General features: G+C 68.9%; 22 protein-coding genes and 1 pseudogene. 8 read left to right on the top strand and 15 right to left on the bottom strand.

Annotation, left to right across the window (positions count from 1 at the left end):
- Nucleotides 1-129: 129 nt before the first annotated feature.
- The 3 genes from ON43_RS04125 to ON43_RS42110 all read right to left on the bottom strand — a co-directional run bounded on the left by ON43_RS04125 (nucleotide 130) and on the right by ON43_RS42110 (nucleotide 3114).
- Entirely contained in the window at nucleotides 130-918 is a 789-nt protein-coding gene (locus ON43_RS04125) for an RluA family pseudouridine synthase (protein ID WP_040803682.1), read from the bottom strand.
- A gap of 21 nt (nucleotides 919-939) precedes the next feature.
- Complete coding sequence (locus tag ON43_RS04130; protein ID WP_040803685.1) at nucleotides 940-2295, bottom strand: WS/DGAT/MGAT family O-acyltransferase; 1356 nt, start codon at nucleotides 2293-2295, stop codon at nucleotides 940-942.
- Between the two features lie 135 nt (nucleotides 2296-2430).
- A complete protein-coding gene (locus tag ON43_RS42110; protein WP_051177867.1) occupies nucleotides 2431-3114 on the bottom strand; it encodes a HalD/BesD family halogenase in 684 nt (227 codons plus the stop codon).
- Between the two features lie 252 nt (nucleotides 3115-3366).
- Here ON43_RS42110 and ON43_RS04140 point away from each other — a divergent pair, with 252 nt between their 5' ends.
- Nucleotides 3367-4221, top strand: a complete 855-nt coding sequence (locus tag ON43_RS04140; protein ID WP_040803688.1) for an LLM class flavin-dependent oxidoreductase — start codon at nucleotides 3367-3369, stop codon at nucleotides 4219-4221.
- On the opposite strand, the gene ON43_RS04145 is transcribed toward ON43_RS04140, so the two are convergent.
- Entirely contained in the window at nucleotides 4222-4623 is a 402-nt protein-coding gene (locus ON43_RS04145) for a hypothetical protein (protein WP_157513892.1), read from the bottom strand.
- 271 nt (nucleotides 4624-4894) lie between these two features.
- Between ON43_RS04145 and ctaD the strand changes: the two genes are divergently transcribed.
- The 3 genes from ctaD (at nucleotide 4895) to ON43_RS04160 (ending at nucleotide 9385) form a co-directional block, all read left to right on the top strand.
- Nucleotides 4895-6631, top strand: a complete 1737-nt coding sequence (gene ctaD, locus ON43_RS04150; RefSeq protein WP_040803771.1) for an aa3-type cytochrome oxidase subunit I — start codon at nucleotides 4895-4897, stop codon at nucleotides 6629-6631.
- Nucleotides 6632-6779: 148 nt separating this feature from the next.
- Entirely contained in the window at nucleotides 6780-7679 is a 900-nt protein-coding gene (locus tag ON43_RS04155) for a quinone oxidoreductase family protein (protein ID WP_040803690.1), read from the top strand.
- A 164-nt stretch (nucleotides 7680-7843) separates the two neighbouring features.
- Nucleotides 7844-9385 (top strand): AMP-binding protein, encoded by a 1542-nt coding sequence (locus tag ON43_RS04160; RefSeq protein ID WP_157513893.1) that lies wholly within the window; start codon nucleotides 7844-7846, stop codon nucleotides 9383-9385.
- Here the strand turns inward: ON43_RS04160 and ON43_RS04165 are convergent.
- Nucleotides 9340-11190, bottom strand: a pseudogene (locus tag ON43_RS04165) (M28 family peptidase); the annotation flags it as partial. The gene ON43_RS04160 and the pseudogene ON43_RS04165 overlap by 46 nt on opposite strands.
- A gap of 26 nt (nucleotides 11191-11216) precedes the next feature.
- Between ON43_RS04165 and ON43_RS04170 the strand changes: the two are divergent.
- Nucleotides 11217-11675: a hypothetical protein gene (locus tag ON43_RS04170; protein ID WP_040803694.1), complete on the top strand. Its 459-nt coding sequence runs from the start codon at nucleotides 11217-11219 to the stop codon at nucleotides 11673-11675.
- On the opposite strand, the gene ON43_RS04175 is transcribed toward ON43_RS04170, so the two are convergent.
- Nucleotides 11642-12403: an SDR family oxidoreductase gene (locus ON43_RS04175; protein WP_040803695.1), complete on the bottom strand. Its 762-nt coding sequence runs from the start codon at nucleotides 12401-12403 to the stop codon at nucleotides 11642-11644. The two genes, ON43_RS04170 and ON43_RS04175, sit on opposite strands and share 34 nt — an antisense overlap.
- A gap of 120 nt (nucleotides 12404-12523) precedes the next feature.
- Here ON43_RS04175 and ON43_RS04180 point away from each other — a divergent pair, with 120 nt between their 5' ends.
- The gene (locus tag ON43_RS04180) at nucleotides 12524-13366 is read left to right on the top strand and encodes a helix-turn-helix transcriptional regulator (RefSeq protein WP_040803696.1); all 843 of its coding nucleotides are present in this window, start codon (nucleotides 12524-12526) and stop codon (nucleotides 13364-13366) included.
- A 24-nt stretch (nucleotides 13367-13390) separates the two neighbouring features.
- On the opposite strand, the gene ON43_RS04185 is transcribed toward ON43_RS04180, so the two are convergent.
- The 8 genes from ON43_RS04185 to ON43_RS04215 form a co-directional block, all read right to left on the bottom strand.
- Nucleotides 13391-14404 (bottom strand): cation diffusion facilitator family transporter, encoded by a 1014-nt coding sequence (locus ON43_RS04185; RefSeq protein WP_040803698.1) that lies wholly within the window; start codon nucleotides 14402-14404, stop codon nucleotides 13391-13393.
- Between the two features lie 62 nt (nucleotides 14405-14466).
- The gene (locus ON43_RS45465) at nucleotides 14467-14643 is read right to left on the bottom strand and encodes a hypothetical protein (protein WP_167333407.1); all 177 of its coding nucleotides are present in this window, start codon (nucleotides 14641-14643) and stop codon (nucleotides 14467-14469) included.
- A 237-nt stretch (nucleotides 14644-14880) separates the two neighbouring features.
- On the bottom strand, nucleotides 14881-15537 hold the full coding sequence (locus ON43_RS04190; RefSeq protein WP_040803699.1) for a hypothetical protein: 657 nt from the start codon (nucleotides 15535-15537) through the stop codon (nucleotides 14881-14883).
- A gap of 141 nt (nucleotides 15538-15678) precedes the next feature.
- Nucleotides 15679-16485 (bottom strand): alpha/beta fold hydrolase, encoded by an 807-nt coding sequence (locus ON43_RS04195; protein WP_040803700.1) that lies wholly within the window; start codon nucleotides 16483-16485, stop codon nucleotides 15679-15681.
- Nucleotides 16407-17639: an MFS transporter gene (locus tag ON43_RS04200; RefSeq protein WP_040803702.1), complete on the bottom strand. Its 1233-nt coding sequence runs from the start codon at nucleotides 17637-17639 to the stop codon at nucleotides 16407-16409. The genes ON43_RS04195 and ON43_RS04200 overlap by 79 nt, the downstream gene beginning before the upstream one ends.
- A 124-nt stretch (nucleotides 17640-17763) precedes the next feature.
- Complete coding sequence (gene dmpI / locus ON43_RS04205; RefSeq protein ID WP_036545806.1) at nucleotides 17764-17949, bottom strand: 4-oxalocrotonate tautomerase DmpI; 186 nt, start codon at nucleotides 17947-17949, stop codon at nucleotides 17764-17766.
- A 150-nt stretch (nucleotides 17950-18099) separates the two neighbouring features.
- Nucleotides 18100-18987 carry a LysR family transcriptional regulator gene (locus ON43_RS04210; protein ID WP_040803704.1) on the bottom strand — a complete coding sequence of 296 codons (888 nt, stop codon included), beginning with the start codon at nucleotides 18985-18987 and terminating at the stop codon, nucleotides 18100-18102.
- Nucleotides 18988-19046: 59 nt separating this feature from the next.
- Nucleotides 19047-19466 carry a DUF6463 family protein gene (locus ON43_RS04215; RefSeq protein WP_051177868.1) on the bottom strand — a complete coding sequence of 140 codons (420 nt, stop codon included), beginning with the start codon at nucleotides 19464-19466 and terminating at the stop codon, nucleotides 19047-19049.
- Between the two features lie 66 nt (nucleotides 19467-19532).
- Here ON43_RS04215 and ON43_RS04220 point away from each other — a divergent pair, with 66 nt between their 5' ends.
- On the top strand, nucleotides 19533-20123 hold the full coding sequence (locus ON43_RS04220) for a TetR-like C-terminal domain-containing protein (protein ID WP_051177869.1): 591 nt from the start codon (nucleotides 19533-19535) through the stop codon (nucleotides 20121-20123).
- Nucleotides 20124-20126: 3 nt separating this feature from the next.
- Here the strand turns inward: ON43_RS04220 and ON43_RS04225 are convergent, their stop codons facing one another.
- The gene (locus tag ON43_RS04225) at nucleotides 20127-21035 is read right to left on the bottom strand and encodes a dienelactone hydrolase family protein (RefSeq protein WP_040803706.1); all 909 of its coding nucleotides are present in this window, start codon (nucleotides 21033-21035) and stop codon (nucleotides 20127-20129) included.
- A 191-nt stretch (nucleotides 21036-21226) separates the two neighbouring features.
- Here ON43_RS04225 and ON43_RS04230 point away from each other — a divergent pair, with 191 nt between their 5' ends.
- Nucleotides 21227-21853 carry a hypothetical protein gene (locus ON43_RS04230; RefSeq protein ID WP_245568462.1) on the top strand — a complete coding sequence of 209 codons (627 nt, stop codon included), beginning with the start codon at nucleotides 21227-21229 and terminating at the stop codon, nucleotides 21851-21853.

Genomic DNA, 21853 nt, shown 5'->3' on the forward strand with positions numbered 1-21853 from the left:
TTCGCTTTCTGTCATGGGCCGCGTCGTCGCGCCCGGCCGTGCCGCCGCACCGCGGTCACCTGAAACAGGCTAATTGACCTGCCCCGATGTGAGCCGGTGAGACCCGCCACCCAATATAGCCAACCAATATCAATGGGAGCCGCGCGTGACGCCGGTCATGAGTTCGCTTGCGCTGCTCAGCAGTTGCCGCGGGGCGTCGGTGATCGGCTCCGCGCCGGGTTGCCAGAAATCCGCTCCCGGCTCCGCCTCGAGTTCCAGTAGACCATTCGGACGCCAGGGTGCGTCCAGGGTCAAACGCCACGAATGCAGATGGGTGCGCGCGAACGCGCCGGACTTGTCGAAGAGCGGATCGCCGACGATGGGGTGGCCGATCCAGGCCAGGTGCACGCGAATCTGATGCCGCCGCCCGGTGATCGGGCGCAGCGCCAGCACGGTATGCGCGTCGGTGCGGGCGACGGTGGCGAATTCGGTGACCGACGGATAGTTCTTGCCCGCGAGCACATCCTGCTCGTCGACCAGCCAGGTGTCGCCGTCGCGCCGAATGCTCTCGCGGGGCGCGGCGATCCGAACCCGGTTCTTGCGGCCCACGCTCAGCGGCAGGTCGACGACGCCGCGGTCGGGCAGGCCGGTGGAGGCGGTGACGGCCAGATACGCCTTCTGCGCGGTGCGCTTGTTGAACTGACGGGTCAGCACGCCGTGCGCGGGCAACTCCTTGGCCAGCAGGACCAGGCCGGAGGTGACCTTGTCGATGCGATGCACCGGGTAGAGCGTCTCGCCCTGTGCCGCCGCCATTTCCACGATGTCGGTGTCGTGGCGTTCGCCCGTCACCGATATCCCCGCGGGCTTGTTCAACGCCAGAACCGCCTCATCCTCGAGGATCAGGCAGTCTTCGCGCAGTTCGGCCCACGATGTCTCCACGCGAAACAGCGTAGTTAAGCGTCAGGCGGTGGCCTTCTCCAGTTCGGCCAGACCGTTCTCCAGATGGCCGATCATGCGATCCAGATCCGGCACCGTGCGGCGGCAGCCCACGAGTCCGAAGTCGAGATTGTCGCCATTGGTGGTCACCGTGATGTTCACGGCCTGCGATTCGAACGGAATCGAGAGCGGGTAATTGGCGTCCAGCCGCGCACCCTGCATGTAGACCGGTTTCCGCGGCCCCGGCACATTCGAGATCACCAGATTGAACGGCATGCGCGGCAACGCCTCGAAGCCCGGCAGCAGCGACACCCCGAGCGGCGTCATCAGCGCCGCCGACAATGCCATGGCCTCCAGCTTCGGCAATTGCGTGAACACCTTCTTGGCCTCGCGCATGGAATCGCTGATGAGCGCCAGCCGCTGCGCCGGATCGGCGATGTGCGTGCCGAGATTCGCCAGGCAGGCCGCGACCATATTGCCCTCGGAGACATCGGCTTCCGCGGCGCTGCGCACATTGACCGGCACCATGGCGATCAGCGGCTCGTCCGGCAGTGCGTCGTGTTCGAGCAGGTAGGCGCGCAGGGCCGCGGCGCTCATGGCCAGCACCACGTCATTGACGGTGGCCCCGGTGGTCGCGCGCACGGCATTGATCCGCTCCAGCGGCCAGGATTGCACCGCGATGCGCCGGGCCCCGCCGATGGAGGTGTTGAACAGGGTGCGCGGCGCGGTCATCGGCAGCGTGAGCCGGCCGTCGATGACGCCCCGCAACGGTGCGGCGATCGAGCCGGTGGCGCGCAGCATGCGCGGCACCGCCCGGCGCAGCTGCGCCCAAGGGCTTTCGGTTTCGACGGTGTCGTCGCGCGGCACCGGCGGGGTGACCCACGGGACGTTCATCCGGGTGTCGAACGGGTCGTCGGTGAGGGTGCGCTGCAGCAACCGCATGGCCGAGACGCCGTCGATGAGGGCGTGGTGCATCTTCATGTAGACCGCGAAGCGGCCGTCGGCCAGGCCCTCGATGAGCCGGCCCTCCCACAGCGGGCGGTGCCGGTCGAGCAGGATGCCGTGCAGGCGCTCGGTGAGGTCGAGCAGATCGTCCATGCCGGGTGCGGGCAGCGCGGATCGCCGCAGGTGGTAGCCCAGATCCACGGTCTCGGCATGCGACCAGGCGAGGCTGGAGAAGCCGCCGAGCAGGCGTGAGGGCTTGCGGCGGAAACGGGTGCGCACGTCGGTCTGGGCGGCCATGGCCTCGAAGAGCTCGTGGGTGTATTCGGGACCCGCGTCGGCGGGTGGCTCGAACAGCTGCAGACCGCCCACGTGCATGGGGTGTTCACGAGATTCGATCGCGAGAAAGATCGCGTCGAGCGGATTGAGAAGATCCATGGGAGTCGCCTGAGAACGTGAGGGCGGAACTGCCGGGAAAACGGGCAGGACAACCCGGAGCGGAAGCACGGTGCGGCGACGCTGCCCCCCGCTTGCGTTAACGGTGAATCAGGTTACCACTCTATATGATTCAGCTCACTCTCGCCGAGTGAGCAAACCTTCAGCAGCCTTGACGGTCGTGAAGCTCATGGCGACGGTGGTGCGGCGTCCGTTCACGAACGGGTGCACCCGGTGCAGGGTGGTGTCGGCGCGCAGCAGGTACAGATCGCCCGGATGCAGTTCCCAGGAGTGAATCGGATTGCGCGTCAAGGTCCGGTACACATCGGAGTGATCCCAGTCGCGGCGGGTGTGGGCCACCGTCTGCACGAAGCCGCCGTCCGCCAGCGGCGGGCATTCGACCAGCAGGATCAGGGCGAAAGCGTAGTCGTCCCAATGCCATTGGCCCGGTGCGTCGTCGTGGTGCAGGCGGCTGACGGTGTAACGGTGCTCGTCCGGGCGGGCCAGCACCGGCTCCGCGGCGATGACGGAAAGATTGCGCCGCAAGGGTTCACAGTCGTAGAGCGCCGGAATGCAGGACGCGTGCGCCGCCACCTGCTGCTCGGTCAGGTCCACCCGCTGGCGGGCGCCGCCCTCGCCCTCGGGCAGCAGTTCGCCCCACTGCCGGTGATGGTCGAGCAGGCCCAGCGCCTCGGCTGCCAGCATGCGTTTGACCCGGTGTGGGAGCAAGAAGCCCAATCGCGCGATTCCGGTCTCCGCCAAGCGGTTCCGCGCGTGCGTCAGCGCCGCGGGATCGACCTTCGTCAGGTGCTTGTGTGCCACGTCGACCGTGCTGTGAACCCGCACCCCGCCCGTCCCTTCACCCCGGCCGGCCCGGCGTGCGGCCCGACTGCCGAAAGGACCGTGCCGCGGCCGCGGTCGGCCCGTCTCCGATTGTAATGCGTTGCCCGGCAACGATTATGGAATCGGGTTGCCGGTTGATCACGATCTGAAACGCGGGCGGTCAACCGGACTCGCCGAGCCGACGCGATATTGCCCCGCCGCCTCCGGTCCGGGAGTAACTTGATATTCGCTATGGCGGATTACGGACATGAGCTGAGGTTCGGGATCTTCGTTCCGCCCGAGGCGGCGCGCGGGCGTCCGCTGCTGCGCCTGGTCCGCCAGGCCGACGAATCCGGGCTGGAAGTGCTGGCCGTCCAGGATCATCCGTATCAGCCCGCCTTCCTGGACACCTGGACGCTGCTGTCCTACCTGGCCGGCGTCACCCGCAAGCTGACCCTCATGCCCGCCGTGGCGAACCTGCCGCTGCGCCCGCCCTCGGTGCTGGCCCGCAGCGCCGCCAGCCTCGACCTGCTCAGCGGCGGCCGCGTGGAACTCGGGCTGGGCGCGGGCGCGTTCTGGGACGCCATCGAGGCCATGGGCGGCACCCGCCGCACTCCCGGTCAGGCACTGACCGCCCTGCGCGAGGCGATCGGCGTGCTACGCGCCCTGTGGGGCGAGGGTGAACGCACCAACCTCCCCGGCGACTACTACCCCCTGCGTGGCGCGAAACCCGGTCCGCCACCGGCACATTCGATCGGCATCTGGCTCGGCGTCTACGGCCCCCGCGCACTACGCATGACCGGCGAACTCGCCGACGGCTGGCTCGGCAGCTTCAGCTACGCCCCGCCCGCCAACCTGCCTGCCTTGATGACCGCCATCGACACCGGCGCCCGCGCCGCCGGCCGCGTCCCCGCCCTCATCCGCCGCGCCTACGTCATCGACCCCACCATGACCCCCGCCCAACTCACCGAGGTCGCCCTCACCCACGGCATCAGCGAATTCCTGCTCCCCGTCGACCCCGAAGGCGAAGCCGCCACACACCATTTCGCCACCGAGACGGTCCCCGCCGTTCGCGCGGCGGTGGCTGCCTCACGCGCCGGGCACTGATCAGTGCGCTCGGAAGAAGCGGTTGTGCATGATCTGGCGGATCGGGGAGAGGATGCCGTCGAAGTTGACCCGGTCCGCCCGGACCGTGTGCAGGCTGGCATCGCCGCGCTTGGGATCCTCGCAGATGACCCGCAGGTTCTTGGCGTCGCTGCGCACCGAGCCGAGCGTCAGCGTGACCGTCCCGTCGGCGCCGACGGTGCCCCACGGCCCGCTCACATCGGCGGCCGCGATCTGACACTTGTTGCCCGGCTTCTCGCCGGTGACCCGCGCGGTCACCGTGGCGCGATCGTGAATGACGGCTTTGGGTTCGTCGGTGGCGGTGGCCGCCCCCGCGGCGAGCAGGGTGCCCAGGGTGGCGACCACGGCTGCGGTGGCGAGGCGGGTGCGCGTGGATCGAGACATGATTCAGATATTGAATCGCGGCCTATGAGGATTTCGTGACAGCGCCAATGAATCGTGCGTGAACGACGGCGCAACACTCGGTCCGCCGGCGTGTGAGATGGCGGATGCCGATGCAGGCTCGAAGATTGCCCTGCAGTATCTTCCATTTCGATCCCGATTCACCCTAACCGGAGTGTTTTCGGCGAAGATCGATTTGCTGTAGGTACGCTGTGCGCCGTTCTATGTGCCCCGATTGGTAGAGCTGGACGGAACCCCTCCCGAGGAGGACGTGGTGACAGCAGTTGCTCCAAAGCCCGAACAGAACGTCGAGTGGGCCCGCCCGTTCCCGGCGCGCGGCGGCCTGAAGGGCTCGTTCATCTACAAGGCGATCACCACGACCGACCCCAAGATGCTCGGGATGATGTACCTGACCACGGCCATCACCTATTTCCTGATCGGTGGCATCATGGCGCTGCTCATGCGCGCCGAGCTGGCCCGCCCGGGTATGCAGTTCCTCTCGCCCGAGCAGTTCAACCAACTGTTCACCATGCACGGCACGATCATGCTGCTGTTCTACGCCACGGCGATCGTGTTCGGCTTCGCGAACGTGATCCTGCCGATCCAGATCGGCGCGCCCGACGTGGCCTTCCCGCGTCTGAACTCTTTCAGCTACTGGCTGTACTTCTTCGGCGCGCTCATGGCCACCGCCGGCTTCATCACCCCCGGCGGCGCGGCCGACTTCGGCTGGACCGCGTACACACCCCTGTCGGACATCGTGCACTCGCCGGGCGTGGGCGGGGACCTGTGGATCCTGGGTCTGGCCGTCTCCGGTCTGGGCACCATCCTCGGTGGCGTCAACATGATCACCACGGTGGTCTGCCTGCGCTGCCCGGGCATGACGCTGTTCCGCATGCCGGTCTTCGTCTGGACCATCTTCGTGACGAGTTTCCTCATCCTGGTGGCCTTCCCGATCCTGACCGCCGCGCTCTTCGCACTGGCCTACGACCGGCACCTGGGCGGCCACATCTACGACCCCGCCAATGGCGGCAGCATCCTGTATCAGCACCTGTTCTGGTACTTCGGGCATCCCGAGGTGTACATCATCGCGCTGCCGTTCTTCGGCATCATCTCCGAAGTCATCCCGGTGTTCTCCCGCAAGCCGATCTTCGGTTACACCACCCTGGTGTACGCGACCTTCGCGATCGCGGCGCTGTCCATCGCGGTGTGGGCGCACCACATGTACGCCACGGGAGCCGTTCTGCTGCCGTACTTCTCGTTCATGACCTTCCTCATCGCGGTTCCGACCGGTGTGAAGTTCTTCAACTGGATCGGCACCATGTGGAAGGGGCAGTTGACCTTCGAGACGCCGATGCTCTGGGCGATCGGCTTCATCGTGACGTTCCTATTCGGTGGTCTGTCCGGCGTCATCCTGGCGAGCCCGCCGCTGGACTTCCACGTCTCCGACACCTACTTCGTGATCGCGCACTTCCACTACGTGCTCTTCGGCACCATCGCCTTCGCCACCTTCGCGGGCATCTACTTCTGGTTCCCGAAGATGACCGGCCGCATGCTCGACGAGCGGCTGGGCAAGTGGCACTTCTGGACCACGTTCATCGGCTTCCACACCACGTTCCTGGTACAGCACTGGCTGGGCGCGATGGGCATGCCGCGTCGCTATGCCGACTACCTGGACTCCGACGGATTCACCACGCTGAACACCGTTTCCACCATCGGGTCGTTCATCCTGGGCGCGTCGATGCTGCCGTTCGTGTGGAACGTCTTCAAGTCCTTCCGCTACGGCGAGGTCGTGACCGTGGACGATCCGTGGGGCTACGGCAACTCGCTGGAGTGGGCCACCTCGTGCCCGCCGCCGCGGCACAACTTCTACGAGCTGCCGCGGATTCGTTCGGAGCGTCCGGCGTTCGAGCTGCACTACCCGCACATGGTCGAGCGCATGCGCGCCGAGGCGCATGTGGGGTGGGGTTCGAAGCATCACGCGGTCGAGGAGCGCGAGAAGGTCTCCAACTAGCAGGTCCCCGCACGTCGAGCGCGGCGGTCGTCTTCGGACGGCCGTCGCGCTTTTTTAGGTTTGACATACGAATCCCCACTGGCCTAAATTTAGGTCGAACCTAATAAAGCTCGACGGCACCGTCGGGTTCGATCGAAAGGCCTTACCGATGCGCAAGATTCAGTTCTCCGGTCGCCGTCCCGCCGTCGTCACCGCCGCCGAGCCGGTGCCCGGCCCGGGTCAGCTGCTGGTGCGCACGGAGCTGGCGGGTGTGCACCTCGGCCTGGTGCGAATGCTGGGGCGCGACAACGGCCCCGACGGCGGTGAGATCGTGGGCACGGTAGTCGCGGCCGGGCCGGAGCTCGCCGAGTGGGTCGGCAGGCGGGTCGGGGGAGTGGTCTTCGAGGGCGCGTACGCCGAATTCGCCCTGGCCATGCCGCAATTGATGACCGAGATCCCGGCCGGGGTCGAGGCGGCCGACGCGCTGGCCCTGGTGCGCGGCGGCGTCATCGCACTCGGTCTGCTGAAGACCGCGCGCTTCGCGCCGGGCGAATCGGTACTCGTCACCGGTGCGGCCAGCGGTGTCGGCCACCTCGCGGTGCAGCTGGCCGAGGCGCTGGGCGCGTCGCGGGTGATCGCGGCGGTCAGCAGCGCCGACAAGGCGGAGTTCCTCCGTGCGTGCGGCGCGGACGAGGTCCTTACCTACGACCAGGTCTGGACCGAGAAGGTGGATATCGTCCTCGACGGCGTCGGCGCCGACATGGTGCAGCGCGGCGTGGAAACCCTTGCCCCGCACGGCCGTCTGATCGCCTTCAGCGCCTTCGGCGGCAGCCTCGACGCCAACACTCTGCTCGGCGAGCTCAAGACGGTCACCGGCTTCTCCATGGGTTTGCTCAGCCGCACCCGTACCGACCTGCTCGACGCCTGGCGCGCGGAATTGTGGAAGCTGCTGGCCGACGGCCGGATTCGCCCGCGCCACACCCTGCTGCCGCTGGCGGAGATGGATGCCGCGCTCGAACTCATCGAGACCCGGCGCAATCTGGGGCGCGTCGTGGTCCACACGTCGTGACGCCGTCGGTTTTGATCGCATGTCCACATAACGCCTGATCATCGTCCGCTGCGGCACGATTGGAATAGCAGTGGATTGCTGCCCCGGTGCTGTACTGTCCGCAGTCGGAGCGCGAAACCGCCGCGCTCGCGCGCAATCCGCAGGTCTCGACTCCGGGAGGGACAATGCTCGCCGATTCTCCGGATGTTTGCGATACCGCCTCGGCAGGCACCGGCCACACCGCCGAGTCCGCCCGTTCCGGCGACTCCGTCTTCGAATGGCAACGGCAGCTACGGAAATGGAACGACACCAGCACCGCCGTCGCCCTGACGCTACCCCAGCTGCTCACCCGCGCCGCGTCCTATGATCCGGACGCCGCGGCCGTGGTGTGCGGGGGGAGCACCCTCACCTATCGCGAGTTGACCGAGCATTCGAACGGTCTGGCGCGCAGGTTGATCGGCGCGGGCGTCGGCCCGGAGGACGTGGTGGCCGTGGCGCTGCCGCGCTCGCCGGAGTGGGTGGTGGCGGTGTGCGCGGTCGCGCAGGCCGGGGCCGCCTTCCTGGCCGTCGACCCGGACGCCCCGCCCGCCCGGATAGCGCCGATCCTGCTGGATTCCGGTGCGGTCGCCGGGATTACGAGCGACTATCGCCGCGATCAGCTGCCCGCCCTGGCCGCCGGGGAGTGGCTGCCGGTGCCCGTCGTCGGACCCATCGAGCGGTTCGGGGGCGACGGTGACGACCCGCAGGTGCTCGACGCGCGCGCCCGAGAGCTGGTGGCGGAGGGCGCGCAGGCGCCGCTGCGCCGGACCAGCGGTGAGAGCGCGCCCGGTGCGGCGGGGGTGTGGTCGGCTCCGCTCGCGGCATCGATCACCGATGCGGAACGGGTGCGGCCGCTGCGGCTGACGCATCCGGCCTACGTGGTCTACCCGCACGAGTCGAGCGGCATCGTGCGGGGCGCCACCGTCACCCACGCCGGGCTCGCGAATCTCGTGGTCACCCAGGCCCAGCGTTGCGACTCCGACCCGGACGCCCGGGTGCTGGCCGCCGCCGCGCCGGGGCGTGACACCGCGGTGTGGGAACTGTTGCTGGCCTTGGCCTCCGGCGCGACGCTGGTGGTGGCCCCGGCCGGACCGTACGCGGGCGCGGACCTCTACGAGCTGATGGCCGAGGCCGGCGTCACCCACGCCGTGCTCACCCCGCACATCCTGGCCACCCTGCCGGGCGCGGAGCCGCTGCCGCAGCTGCGGCTGCTGGCCACCGCGGGCGCGGCCTGCCCGGCCAAGCTGACCGGGATCTGGTCGCACGGGCGGTCGTTCGTGAGCGGTTACGGCTGGGCCGAGGCGGGCATGTGCGCCACCATGAGCCGCCCGCACGAGCCGGTCGCCCCGCATGCGGCGGTGTCGATCGGCGGCCCGGTGGTCGGCACCCGCTGCTATGTCCTGGACGAGAAGCTGAACGAGATGCCGCCCGGAGTCGTCGGCGAGATCTATGTCGCCGGACAGGGATTGGCGCGCGGCTACCACCGCCGGTCCGGGGTCTCCGGCTCCCGATTCGTGGCCGATCCGTTCGGAGCCCCGGGCGAGCGCATGTACCGCACCGGCGAGCTGGGCTGCTGGCGCGGTGACGGCGAACTCGACCATCACGGGCGGCTCGGGGCACTGCCCATCGGGCAGCTCGTCGGTTACGGCAGTGCCACCGTCCTGAACACGGTGGCGGCGCAGTCCTGACGGAAGTCGATGTCGCCCGGCGGTTTCGGCAGGGCATCGAGGTGTGAGTCCGGGAGCCAGGAGTAGTCGGCCAGCCGCAGCGTGAGCGGTCCGGCCGGGGCCACCAGCTCCACCTCGATGCCCTCGGCCGGGATGGCGTAGAAGTGGAATCCGTCGGCGGGCGCCGGCGTGATCTCGCGACCGGCGACGCGCAGCGAGCGGAAGGCGCTGTCCCACTTCAGGTCGATGCGGGTCGCGGCGCGCGGTGAGGTCAGCCGCAGCCGCACCGTGCGGGCTCCGGCGTCGGTGGTGTCGGCGAGGACCTCGGCGACCGGGGCCGGAAGCTGTTGCACCGGTGCCGGTCCGCTCGACACCATCTTTTCCCACAGTCCGTCGTAGCGGGGTCCGGGCGCGGTATGGGTGACGAAGGCGCGAGTCCAGTCGTCGGGCGCGAGCGTCGAGATCCACCGGGCCTCACCGTGATCCGCGTCCAGCGCGTAGCCGAGCTGGGTGCGGCGCGGATGTTGATCGTCCACCCGGTCGACGGCCAGCCCGGCCGCGGTCAGGGCGGCGACGATCAGCACGGCGGTGAGCGGCACCGGCCAGCCGCGCCGCTTCGGCCACGACGGGACCAGCACCAGCAGGAGCAGTCCACCGAACAGCACCGTCACCGGCGCGACCAGGAACGGTGCGGTGCCGAGCCCGGCTTGAATGCCGGACCAGACGGTGAGACCGGTGAAAATGGCTGTGGGAAGCAGGAATACGGTGAGCAGCGGCAGCCGCCACCGGTCGGGAACCAGGAAGGTGAGGGCGACGCCGAGCGCGGCCGCCGACGCGGGCACGACGATCATCTGGGCCGCGGCGGGCGCGAACGCGGTGAACACCGCGCCGATCAGCGCCGTCCCGGTCAGCAGGCCGACGGGAGCGGCGGTGGGTCCGAAAACCTTGTGCGCGAAGGCATACCAGGCCAGCAGGACCGTGATCGACAGCGCCAGCACCGCGAGGTGGTAGAACTCGGGCCGGAAGGGATCGACCGGGGCGCTCGCGAACCGCGGCTGGATCTCGCGCAGCAACAGCAACAGGCCGACGACGGCGGCGCAGGCGAGCGGGACGGTCAGCACCGAGGTAATCGCCGCCAGGGCAACGCGTTTGATCGACGCCTCACCGGTGCGGCGCACCTGCCGGATCGTCCACGCCACCGCGAGCACCATCATCACGGCCAGTGCGATGATCACCCAGACCGGCACGACCACCAGCAGCCCGAAGGGCAGTGGGAAGAACGCGGGATTCGACGAGTCGCCGATATCGCGGAGGTCCTTGCCGCCGAATTCCCTTGTCTGAGCGAGGGTGTTGTCGCCCAGCTGCTGCAGCGTCGCCAGATTCACGTGCGCCGGATCGTCCAGCCGCGAGTGGTAGTAGGCGCTCTTGCCCACGAAGGCCCAGTCGAGGACCCGCAGCCCGCCGGGTTTGAACGAGGTGAAATCGGTATTGCTCGAGGTGGCGTCGCCCGCCACGGACGTGGTCGCCGAATCACTGTTCGGATGCGGAACCGACTTCGCGACCGCCTCGATGAGCGCGCCCTCGGGCCGGGTCAGCCGCCACAGCAGCGCCGGGCCGCCCGCCCCGCGGGCATCGTGATTGATGACGACACCGTGCTCCCGGTCGTAACCGCCCTCCGCGACAAAGGCTTCCGCGCCGAGCAGGCCGGGTTCCTCACCGTCGGTGAACAATACGACCAGGTCGTTGCGCAGCACGTTGGTGCGGCTCTCGCGCACCGCCCGGACGGCCTCCAGAATGGCGGCGACACCCGCGCCGTCATCGTTCGCGCCGGGGCCGAGGGGACGGAATCGTAATGGGCGACAAGGTAAACGGTGCCGGTGGAATCGCTGCCCGGGATCCGGCCGACGATGTTGTGGACCAGTCCGATATTGGGATCGTCCTGGCGCAGGCTGCCGGGGAAGCGCCCGATACCGGTGCGAACCTCGGTCTGCGCTCCCAGCTTCCGCAACTTCTCCACGAGCACGTCACGGACCCTCGCGTGTTCGGCGGTCCCGACCGGATGGGCCTGCCGGGCGATCTCGTCGATGGTGCGCAATGCCCGTGGGGCGCTGAACACATCGACCGGCCCGTCCGCGGCCCGATACCCGTGCGGCTGCTGCGCCCACGCGGTGGCCACCACCACCGCGAGGAGCAGAGCGAATGCCAGAAATCCCTGAACTCCTCGACCCACCCGCATGATCTCGATAGTAGGCAGGAGAGTCCGAGAGCCGGTCTTTCTCAGGCCTGCTGGGTCGGCAGGACGATGACCTGACGCAGGTTGACGTGCGCCGGGCGGCTGGTGGTGTAGGCGATCAGGTCGGCGATGTCGTCGGCGCGCAGCGACTCCATGAACTGGAACATCCCGTCCAGTTGGCCGCTGAGTTCGGCATTGTCGATGTGGTTGCCCAGTTCGGTATCGGTGAGGCCGGGCTCGATATTGGTGACGCGCACCTTGCGCGCCCCCAACTCCGTGCGCAGCCCCGCCGACAGCTGGGTGATGGCGGCCTGGGTGGCCCCGTACACCGCGTAGCTGGGGAAGGCCACGTGCGCGCCGATGGAGGAGATGTTCACCAGGTCGGCGGACCGGCCCGCGTCCCCGGCGGCCAGCAGGTCGGGCAGGAAGGCCCGGATCATGCGCAGCCGCCCGGCCACATTGGTCTCCAGCATGCGGGTCCACTCGTCCTCGCGGCCGTCGGCGATCGGGTTGGGCAGCATCACGCCCGCCGAGTTCACCACCAGATCGACCGGTCCGAAGGCCGCGCGCACCGCCTCGGCCGCCGCGGTGACGCTGGCCGAATCGGTGACGTCCACCGCCACCGCCAGCGCGGTCCCGCCCTCGGCCTCGATCTTGGCGGCCAGGGTCTCCAGCCGGTCCGCGCGCCGTGCCAGCAGCGCCACCCGGGCCCCGTTGCGGGCCAGCAGCAGTGCGGTGGCCTCGCCCATGCCGCTGGCGGCTCCGGCGATGACGGCGGTGCGGCCGGACAGGTTCTCGTAGCTCATTTTCCGTGCTCCTTCGCGTTCTGCGTTGTGCACTCATCCTGCGAGCGCGCAACCAGGCCAGCGAGGGTTCAACCTTTCCTGGGTCTGCCGGTACCAGGATGAGTTCGTACGCTGGATCCCATGCAGAACGACCTGGGCGATTTCCTGCGCTCCCGCCGCTCCCGCATTCAGCCCGCCGACGCGGGCCTGCGCGAATACGGCCGCCGCCGGGTGGCCGGGCTGCGCCGCGAGGAGGTGGCGCAGCTGGCCGGGGTCAGCGTCGACTACTACATCCGGCTGGAACAGGGTCGCGGCAAACATGTTTCGGACGCCGTGCTCGATTCGGTGGCCCGCGCGCTGCGCCTCAGCGAATCCGAGCGCCTGCACCTGTACGCGCTGGCGCGCCCGGGCGGCACGGTCGACGCCCGGCCCACCACGGCCTCCGGCGTCTACCAGGACACCGTCGCACCGGGTGTCCGGCTGGTACTCGACGCCCTCGCGGCACCCGCGTTCGTGCTGGGGCGGCGCATGGATGTGCTGGCCTGGAATACCCTGGGGGACTTGGTATCCGGATTCTCGCGCGTCCCGGACGAAGAGCGTAATCAGGCCCGCTACCTGTTCCTCGATCCCGCCGCGCCGGTCTACTACCCCGACTGGGAGCGGGTCGCCGCCGAGACCGTCGCGTTCCTGCGCCGGGATGCGGGCCTGCATCCCGACGATCCGCGTTTGGCCACACTGGTCGAGGAGCTGTCGGACCGCAGCCCGGACTTCGCGCGCCTGTGGGCAGCGCATCCGATCAAGGAGAAGACTCGCGGCGCCAAGCTGATCCAGCATCCCGAGGTGGGGCCGCTGGAGCTCGGCTACGAAACCTTCGCGCTGCCGGGCGATCCCGATCAGCTACTGGTCGTCTACACCGCGGCGCCGGGCACCCCGGCCGCGGCGGCGCTGGCCCGGCTGGCCGAACGGCACCCCGTCACGGCCTGACGGCGATTGGTCCGTGGCAGCGGATCAGTTGGTGGAGATGGTCTTCCGATGCACCGGCCCGTGCGGCTCGGCGCAGTGCGGCTCGTGATCGTGGTCGATATCGTCCGGGCACTCGTCGTGATCGGTGAAGTCGACCTGCAGCACGGCGTGATCGATGTGATGCTTCTCGGCCAGCATGTGGGCAACCGCCGCGCGCACCGACTGACTGTCCGCCCCCGGTGCGACCAGGATGTGCGCCGACAGTGAGGGGACGCCGGAGGTGATCTCCCAGATGTGCAGGTCGTGCACCTCGACCACGGAATCCACCGCGGCCATCTCGCGGCCGATCTCGACCGGGTCCAGATAGCTCGGCGCGGCCTCGAGGAAGATGCGGCCCGACGCGCGGACCAGCCCGACACCGGCCTTGACCATGAGCACCACCACGATCAGGGTGGCGATGCCGTCGGCGCGGGTGAAGCCGGTGAGCATGATGATCAGACCGGCGACGGCCGTGGCGATGAACGCGAACAGGTCGTTGAGGATGTGCTGGTAGGCGCCCTCGACATTGAGGCTGGTCCGGTTGGCGCGGCTGATCATCCAGCTGGCCAGCACGTTCACCACGATGCCGACCAGGGCGGTGACCAGCACCAGGCCGCCGGTGACGTCGGGCGGATCGATGAGCCGGCGGATGGCCTCGTAGGTCAGCCAGGCCGCCAGGCCGAGCAGGGTCAGGCCGTTGGCCTGGGCGGATAGGATCTCGGCGCGCTTCCAGCCGTAGGTCATGCGGCCCGCGGCGGGCTTGGCGGCCAGGCGGATCGCCCACAGTGCCAGCACGATCGAGGCCGCGTCGGTGAGCATGTGCGCGGCGTCGGAGAGCAGGGCCAGCGATTGCGCGAGCAGGCCGACCACGACCTCGCCGAGCAGGAACGCGACGATCACCGCGAGCGCGCCGGCCAGCCAGCGCTTGTCGCTGTCGGCGGTCGCGCCGTGGGAATGCCCGTCGTGCCCGTGCCCTTTGACGTCACTGCCATGGCCGTGTGAATGCCCGTGCTCGCTCATAACCCTCCTTCGGTGGTGCCCCGAGATACCATATGCACGAATCGCTATGTATGCAATATTTGCTATGAGTAATCGCGGAACGTCATGAGGAACCCGGCCGCTGCGATCAGGAAGAGCGCGATGAATCCGAGCGCCCGCAGCCATATCCAGGGCCAGTCCCGGACCCACAGCCCGGTGAGCATGGCCCCGCCCAGCATCAGCACTCCGTAGAACGGCGTTCGCTGCGGATGGCGACCCATATCTCCTGCATACGCCTGTTCGCGTGATCGGTCATGCGCGGCACGCCCGCGAAAGCGCGAGGAGTGGCCGAGCCCGCCCCGTCGCCGCACGTCCGCGCCTAGAATCGGGGCGTGGACGCAATCCTGACAACCATCGGTGTGGTCGTGGCGGTCGGCGTGGCGGGGGCGGCCTACGCGGCCTTCCTGGTGCTACGCGGGCGCAAATGAGCTGACAGGCAACGGTTTTCGGTCGACCGCTCAGTTCGCGACCACGGGCCACGGGTAGAAGGCCAGGTGGATCAGCAGCACCACGAGTCCGGCGAGCAGGATGGCGGCGACCGGGTGGGCGCGGCGCTCCAGATACCCGACGGTGCGAAACAGCGTGGGGAACGGGACATCTCGGCTGAAGAACATGGCCAGGATGCTGGGGACGATGACCCACATCAGGGCGATGAGGCCGTACAGCACGTACGCACCCAGGTAGGAGTTCCCGTGCATGCCGCGGTCGGCGGCGGCGAACAGGACGCCGAACACGTAGGTGCCGACGGCCGTCAGCAGGTAGCCCGCGCCCAGCAGGGTGATCGGCGAATCCGATTTGGTGACACGGCCGTTCGCGGTGAGGGTGCGCCCGCCGACCTCCTGTACCACCGGTTCGGGCGGCGTGGCCAGTTGCGGGACGGCGTAATACGCCAGCAGCACGATCACCGCGACCACGACCAGCCGGACCCAGGCGTGCTGGGTCTCGAGATGCCCGATCGTGTTCGAAATGGTCGGCCAGCTCGCCAGCGAGAACACCGATGCCAGTTCGGACACGGCGATTGCCAGACCCGCGAGGCCCCACATGCAATAGCCCCAGAATTCCACCGAGCGTCCGGCCGTTGTCGGGCCGACGGCGGTGCCGACTTGCTCACTCATGATGCCGGTTTATCACTGAATATGCGGCCTACCTGCGGAGATGTGTAGTCGATATGTAGTTGGGACGACCTTGACACCTCGCGGTACCGGATGGTCGGTCCGGGGCCGGAGGTGTCGGTCGCGCGATATTCGCGGGGATGGTCAGGCGGCGCGAGTGTGGCGATCGAAGAACTCGGCGATCGCCTTGGTGAAACCCGGCCCGTCCTCGAGCGGCAGGGCGTGTCCGGCGTCGAATTCGAGGCATTCGGCGGCGGGAATGGCATGGGCGACCTCGCGTTGCTCGGCGATCGGCACGATCTGATCCTGGGCGCTGGCGAGCACCAGTGTGGCAGAGCCGATGCGCGGCAGCAGGTCTCGGATATCGGCCGAGCGATCGGCGGCGATCTGAGCGGCATGTGCCGGCCTGATCAGACCGGCGAACGCGGCGACGGTCTGCTCGAATTCGTCCGCGCCCCACAGCGCGAGGGTCTCCGGCTTCAATACCGTCAACGGCAGCAGCCGGGCCAGCGCGTCCGGATCGGTGCGCAGCAGGTGCTGCCACAGATCGAACTGCGCGGCGGCGCGGGTCCCGGTGGCCGCCCAGGGGGCGTGCAGGACAAGCGCGTTCACACGATCCGGATGCCGGGCCGCCAGCGCGGCCGCGGCCACCGCGCCCAGGGAGTGCCCGGCCAGGTGGAAGGTGGTCAGACCGGCATGGTCGGCGGCGGCCAGGACCTGGTCGGCGAGATCCTCGACGCTGACCTCGTCGGGTCCGGTGGTGGCGCCCGATCCCGCGAGATTGGGGGCGACGACGGTGAAGCGGTCGCTCAGCAGCGCAATCGATTCGGCCCAGTTGGCCTCGGCGTGCGCGAAGGTGCCGTGCACCAGGACTACGCCCGGACCGGTTCCGGCGACGAGATATTCGACGGAGCTGGCACCGTGGGAGAGGGTTGCGGGTGCGAAGGGCATGGGATTTCCTTTCTCGAAGAATCGGTGGCGAGGCCGCGCAAGGAGACGCCCAGGCCGAGGAGGGTGAACAGGGCGCCGGCGAGATTCAATGTGGCGTAGCCGAATCCGGCGCTGAGCAGCCCGCCGCCCAGCAACGGTCCGAGGGTGTTGGCCAGATTGAAGGCCGCGACATTGGTGGCCGACGCGAGGGTCGGGGCGGCCCCGGCCTTGGCCATGATCTGCGTCTGAAGCGGTGCGAGCGTGCCGAAAGCGGCGGCGCCGAACAGGAATACGGTGACGCAGGCGGCCGTCTTGTCGTGAATGGTGAGGGTGAAGGCGGCCAGCACCAGGGCCAGCAGCGCCAGGGAGCCCGGGGCGGCGGCGCGCGGGTAGCGGTCGGTGAATCGGCCGCTGAGCAGGTTGCCGACGAAGGTGCCCAGACCGAACAACATGGTGATCCAGATGACCGAGCCGCTCGCGAAACTGCCTACCCGCGTGGCCATTTCGGCGATGTAGGTGTAGGAGGTCATGACGCCGCCGAATCCGAGCACGGTGGTCAGCAGGGCGAGCGCCACCGGTCGCTGCCGCAGCGTGGTCATCTCGGTGCGCAGATCCCCCGCGGCGCTGCGGTCGGCGCGGGGCACCAGGGTGGCCACTCCGGCCAGGCCGATCGCCGCGCACACGGTGACCGCCCAGAAGGTGGCGCGCCAGCCGAGGTGCTGGCCGACCAGCGTGCCCATCGGCACGCCGAGCACAGTGGCCAGGGTCGCGCCGCTGATCACCAGGGATACCGCCCGCCCCCGTCTGGACTCCGCCACCATCTCCGCGGCGGCCACGGTGCCGACACCCATGAACGCGCCGTGGGCCAGCGCGGCGGCGAGGCGTCCGGCCATCAGCACCGCATAACCGGGCGCCAGCGCGGAGACCACGCTGCCCGCCAGGAACAGGCCCATGAGCCCGGTCAGCAGGCGGCGACGTTCCACCCCGCCGGTGAGCGCGGTGAGCAGGGGCGCGCCGATCACCACGCCGAGCGCGTAGCCGGAGACCAGCAGTCCCGCGGCCGGAATCGACACGTTCAGGTCGGTCGCGATATCGGGCAGCAATCCGGCGACCACGAATTCGGTCAGTCCGATGGCGAAGGCGCACACGGCCAGCGCGAAAACGGCGATAGGCATGGAAAGTCCTTGGGGGAGGGCATGATACGGACGGGCGCGGCGCTGCGGGACGGCCCGTCGCGGGCGAGGTCGCACCGGATCCGGGAACCCGGCGGGTCGACCGCGGCGGACCGACGGGCACCGGCTACTTGCCGTCGGCGGTGAGGCGGCCGGCGGTGCCCCAGCTGTCGGCGGGGGTCTCGTGGATCCAGACCTGAACGGCCTCGGCGGGGATCTGGTAGGCGTCGACGAAGGCGTCGGTGATGCGGCGGACGAGGTCGCGCTTCAGCTCGACGGTGCGGGGGCCCTGCTGGACGGTGACGATGGGCATGACTGTTCTCCTTCGCGAGATGCTTTGGGATACAGGCCATTTCGGAGTTTGTCGCTCCGAGTTCCGATTCTTTCGGCGGCCTGAGAACAGTTCACCGGAATTCCGCGCGCCGACCAATGAGCAGGTCGCTAGCGCAGCGATAAGCGATCCTTATCGTGAATCCGCCAGCAGCGCGCCCAGCAGGCGCAGGCTCGGCGAGGCGGCGTCCGCGCGGACCGCCAGCGCGATGGGCAGGCTCAGGCCCGCGCCCGCGAACGGCCGGAACGCCACCCGCGAGTTGTGCACCTGGCGGGCATTCGACTCGTACACCACTGTCCACATGGGCGAACCCGCGCCGATGGCGGCGAGCGTGTCCTGGAGGGTGGTCGAGGTCGGCGCGGGCACCGGCTCGAATCCCGCACGCGCGCAGGCGTTCAGCACCAGATCCACCAGCGCCGGATGGTTGCGCCGCTCGGTCAATCGCAGCGGCACGTCGGCGAGATCGGTCAGGCGTACCGAATCCTGTTTTGCCAGAGGGTGTTTGGCGGGAAGAGCCACCACCAGCGGATCCTCCCAGGCGGGCAGGAAATCCAGTTCGGGGCTCTCGTCCGGCTCGGGGGAACGCACGAAGGCCGCGTCCAGGCGGCCGTCCGCCACCTGGGTCAACCGGTCTCGCACGGGCAGCGCCATCAGCTCCACCTGCACCTGCGGGGCCTTGTCGGCGAAGGCGTCGAGCACGGCGTCGAGCCGCTCGCCGAGTCCGGTCACCGTGCCGAGCCGGAAGACCTCGGCCCGCCCCTCGGTCAGGTCCGCGACCGAGGCCCGGGCCTGATCCGCGGCGGCGAGCACGGCTCGCGCCGCGGGCAGGAAGCGCAGTCCGGCCTCGGTGAGCCGGACCCGGCGCGGTGAACGGTCCAGCAGCTGCACCCGCAGATCCCGTTCCAGGCGCTGGACCTGCTGGCTCACCGCGGGCTGCGCGATGTGCAGACGTTCGGCCGCCCGGCCGAAGTGCAGTTCCTCGGCGACGGTCACGAAATACCGCAACTGGCGCAATTCCACCGAGCCATCAAAACATCAGCGCCCGAGCCGTCGAAATTCAGTGCCCGAGCGATCGAACATCAGCGCCGTGTGCGGCGTGCGGCGACCAGCAGCCCGGCGGGGATCAGGCCCAGGACGAAGCCGGAGGGGAAGAGCAGTGCGAAATTCGCGGCGGACCAGATGCCGAGCGAAATGCCCACGGAGCGCGGAATTTCGCGGTCCTCGCGGCCGGACTTGATGATCAGCGCGCCGAGCGCGATGAGCGGGACGACGAAACTGCCGGGGAGCGCCCAGAAGTCGGCCAGGGATTGCGCGTCGGACGGGCGGTCGCCGCCGCGCGACAGGCTGCCGGAGAACCAGTCGGACCAACTCGGCTTGGTGACGGGCAGGAAGTAGGCGGTGTGCAGGACGCCGATCGCGATGATCGAGCGCCCGGCCCAGATCGTGCGGGCGCGGGCCGGATCGCGCTGGATGGGGGAGATGCTGTCGACCGTGGTCATGGTCTGCTCCTCTGAGGGAATATCGATACTCGAGTTTCGAAACTGGAGTATCGATATAGTGGCACCGTGAGCACGCCACGACAAGGTCCCGGCCGCCCCCGGGAGGATCGCATCGATCACAGTGCGCTGGCCGCCACCCGGAACCTGCTCGCGCGCGGCGGATACGCCGCGCTGACCGTGGACGCCGTGGCCGCGGCGGCGGGCGTCAGCAAGGCCGCGATCTATCGCCGCTTCGGGTCCAAGGCCGAAATGGCGTTCCGGGCGGCGATTCACGACACCGCGCTGCCCACGCCCATCGATACCGGTTCATTGCGCAGCGATCTGCTCGAGCTGGCGCACAAGATCAGGGAGTCGATGGGCAATCCGCTGGCCCGCGAGGCCGGGCCCGCGCTGATCGCCGAACTGGCCAAGGACGCCGCACTGGCCGAGAGCTTCCGGGAATCGGCGCTGGGCGTGGAAATCGACTACATACGTGACATTCTCGAAAAAGCCGTCACCCGAGGGGAATTGACCGAGCTGCCCGACCCAGCCGAAGTGCATCTGCTGATGGCGGGGCCGGTGTTCTACTCGCTCTTCGGGTTTCAGAAGGAGGTCGGCGCGGACTCGAGCGAGCGGCTCGCGGAGGTCGTCGCCGCGGGGCTGCTGGCGGGACGGTAGCCCTCAGGCGAGATAGCGTCTGTACCAGTCGATTACGCGCCGCCACGCCTCCGCGGCAGCGGTGGGCTGATAGCGCTGTCCGGTGTCGTTGAAGAAGGCGTGATCGGCATTCTCGGCGACATAGCTCTCGTGCGGCACGCCCGCCTTGTCCAGCGCCGCCTCGGCCGCCGCGCGCGAGGCATCCACGCGCGCGTCCAGCGCGCCGTAGACGGCCAGCACCGCCGCCTTGGATTCGGTGATCGCGCCGCCGTCGGGGAAGGGGCCGTAGAACGGTGTGGCAGCGGCCAATTCGGGTGTGCCCGAGGTCAGCAGCAGCCAGGTCAGGCCGCCGCCGAAGCAGAAACCGGTGGCGCCCAGCTTCTTTCCCGGCACCCGCTTGCCCAGTTCGGTCAAACCCGCGCGCAGATCGGCGACGAAGCGGTCCTGCGGGATCTTGCTCAATGCGGCGGTGGCCGCGGCCACGTCGGTGAAGGTGGCGGTGCCGCCCTCCTCGGAGAGCAGGTCCACGGCCAGCGCCGAGTAGCCGACGCCCGCGAAACGTCCGGTGACGGAACGGATGTGGTCGGTGAGCCCCTTGTTCTCGTGGATCACCAGCACCCCGCCCCTGGGTTGCGGGGCCGCCGCCCAGGCCGCTTGCAGCGTGCGGCCCTCGGGGCCGGGCAGGGTGATCGGGGTGGTGGGCAGGGCCGTGGCCTCGCCCGGCGGGGCGGCGGCCGAGGCCGATCCGGACGTGGTGGCCGTGGTGGGTGAGGACTGCTTGCCGGATTCCGCGCAGGCGGCCAGCAAGGCCACGGCCGCGGGCGTTCCCATGCCGAGCAGGCCCAGTCGCCGCAGGGCCTCGCGGCGGCTGAGCAGACCCTCTACGTGATCGGTGGCGATTTCCTCTGCGATATAGCGCTGCAGCGGCGTCATTCCCACAGCCTAGAGCGGGTGTCGCGCGCCCGGGCGCGAATATCCGGGGCGATGATTGCCGTCAAGCCCGTCGAACCGGGGGCTCTTGCTTCGACTAACGATTTCGGTGATTCGAACGAATGTTTCTGTGGGGGAATTGAACTGCTGGTGGCGCCACCGACCCATGCTCGACGACCGAAAGCGAAGTGATCATGAAAAGGCTCCTCACCGCGGCCGCCGCCCTCCTGATGGTCGGAGCATTGGCGGCCTGCGACCCGGAGACGACCGGCACACCGGGCACCAGCCCGGGCGGCCAGCCCGCACAGGTCAGCACGACCGCCGCGCCGGGCAATCCCACCCAGGACAATCCCGCACCCGGCACCGCGCCCGCCAAGGCGACGACGCTGCCGAATCGCGATGACGTGAATGTGGACGCCCGCGACTTCGAGTCGCAGGGCCACTACTACTTCCAGTCGCCGAGCAAGAACATCAAATGCGGTATCTACGTGGACGACATCCACACCGTGGGCTGCCAGCTGAAGAACGCCACCGTCATTCCGGCGGGCCTGTCCTGTGCGAACAATCCGGCCCACGAGGTGGCCGCGCAGGTCAGCGGCGGTGCCGCGCAATTCATCTGCCTGAACCAGGGTGTCTATGTCGGTCCGCCCACCGACGGCTCGACCGCGCCGGGCTTCCACGAGGGCGGCGGCAAGGTCCTCGAATACGGCCAAACCATCGGCGTTCGCGGCGTCATCTGCGAATCCATGACCTCGGGCATCCGCTGCTCGGTCGGCGGCCACGGCTTCTTCATCGCGGCCGACAACCAGTCCCTGTTCTGA

Origin of the sequence: Nocardia concava NBRC 100430, assembly GCF_000308815.1 — a bacterium.
GTDB classification, from domain to species: Bacteria; Actinomycetota; Actinomycetes; order Mycobacteriales; family Mycobacteriaceae; genus Nocardia; species Nocardia concava.

Bases quoted from the DNA above. Each gene is read 5' to 3' on its own strand.
- ON43_RS04130 (WP_040803685.1), bottom strand. From the start codon at position 2,295: ATGGATCTTCTCAATCCGCTCGACGCGATCTTTCTCGCGATCGAATCT.
- ON43_RS04140 (WP_040803688.1), top strand. From the start codon at position 3,367: ATGGCGGATTACGGACATGAGCTGAGGTTCGGGATCTTCGTTCCGCCC.
- ON43_RS04145 (WP_157513892.1), bottom strand. From the start codon at position 4,623: ATGTCTCGATCCACGCGCACCCGCCTCGCCACCGCAGCCGTGGTCGCC.
- ON43_RS04155 (WP_040803690.1), top strand. From the start codon at position 6,780: ATGCGCAAGATTCAGTTCTCCGGTCGCCGTCCCGCCGTCGTCACCGCC.
- ON43_RS04160 (WP_157513893.1), top strand. From the start codon at position 7,844: ATGCTCGCCGATTCTCCGGATGTTTGCGATACCGCCTCGGCAGGCACC.
- ON43_RS04170 (WP_040803694.1), top strand. From the start codon at position 11,217: ATGGGCGACAAGGTAAACGGTGCCGGTGGAATCGCTGCCCGGGATCCG.
- ON43_RS04175 (WP_040803695.1), bottom strand. From the start codon at position 12,403: ATGAGCTACGAGAACCTGTCCGGCCGCACCGCCGTCATCGCCGGAGCC.
- ON43_RS04180 (WP_040803696.1), top strand. From the start codon at position 12,524: ATGCAGAACGACCTGGGCGATTTCCTGCGCTCCCGCCGCTCCCGCATT.
- ON43_RS04185 (WP_040803698.1), bottom strand. From the start codon at position 14,404: ATGAGCGAGCACGGGCATTCACACGGCCATGGCAGTGACGTCAAAGGG.
- ON43_RS45465 (WP_167333407.1), bottom strand. From the start codon at position 14,643: ATGGGTCGCCATCCGCAGCGAACGCCGTTCTACGGAGTGCTGATGCTG.
- ON43_RS04190 (WP_040803699.1), bottom strand. From the start codon at position 15,537: ATGAGTGAGCAAGTCGGCACCGCCGTCGGCCCGACAACGGCCGGACGC.
- ON43_RS04195 (WP_040803700.1), bottom strand. From the start codon at position 16,485: ATGCCCTTCGCACCCGCAACCCTCTCCCACGGTGCCAGCTCCGTCGAA.
- ON43_RS04200 (WP_040803702.1), bottom strand. From the start codon at position 17,639: ATGCCTATCGCCGTTTTCGCGCTGGCCGTGTGCGCCTTCGCCATCGGA.
- dmpI (WP_036545806.1), bottom strand. From the start codon at position 17,949: ATGCCCATCGTCACCGTCCAGCAGGGCCCCCGCACCGTCGAGCTGAAG.
- ON43_RS04215 (WP_051177868.1), bottom strand. From the start codon at position 19,466: ATGACCACGGTCGACAGCATCTCCCCCATCCAGCGCGATCCGGCCCGC.
- ON43_RS04225 (WP_040803706.1), bottom strand. From the start codon at position 21,035: ATGACGCCGCTGCAGCGCTATATCGCAGAGGAAATCGCCACCGATCAC.
- ON43_RS04230 (WP_245568462.1), top strand. From the start codon at position 21,227: ATGAAAAGGCTCCTCACCGCGGCCGCCGCCCTCCTGATGGTCGGAGCA.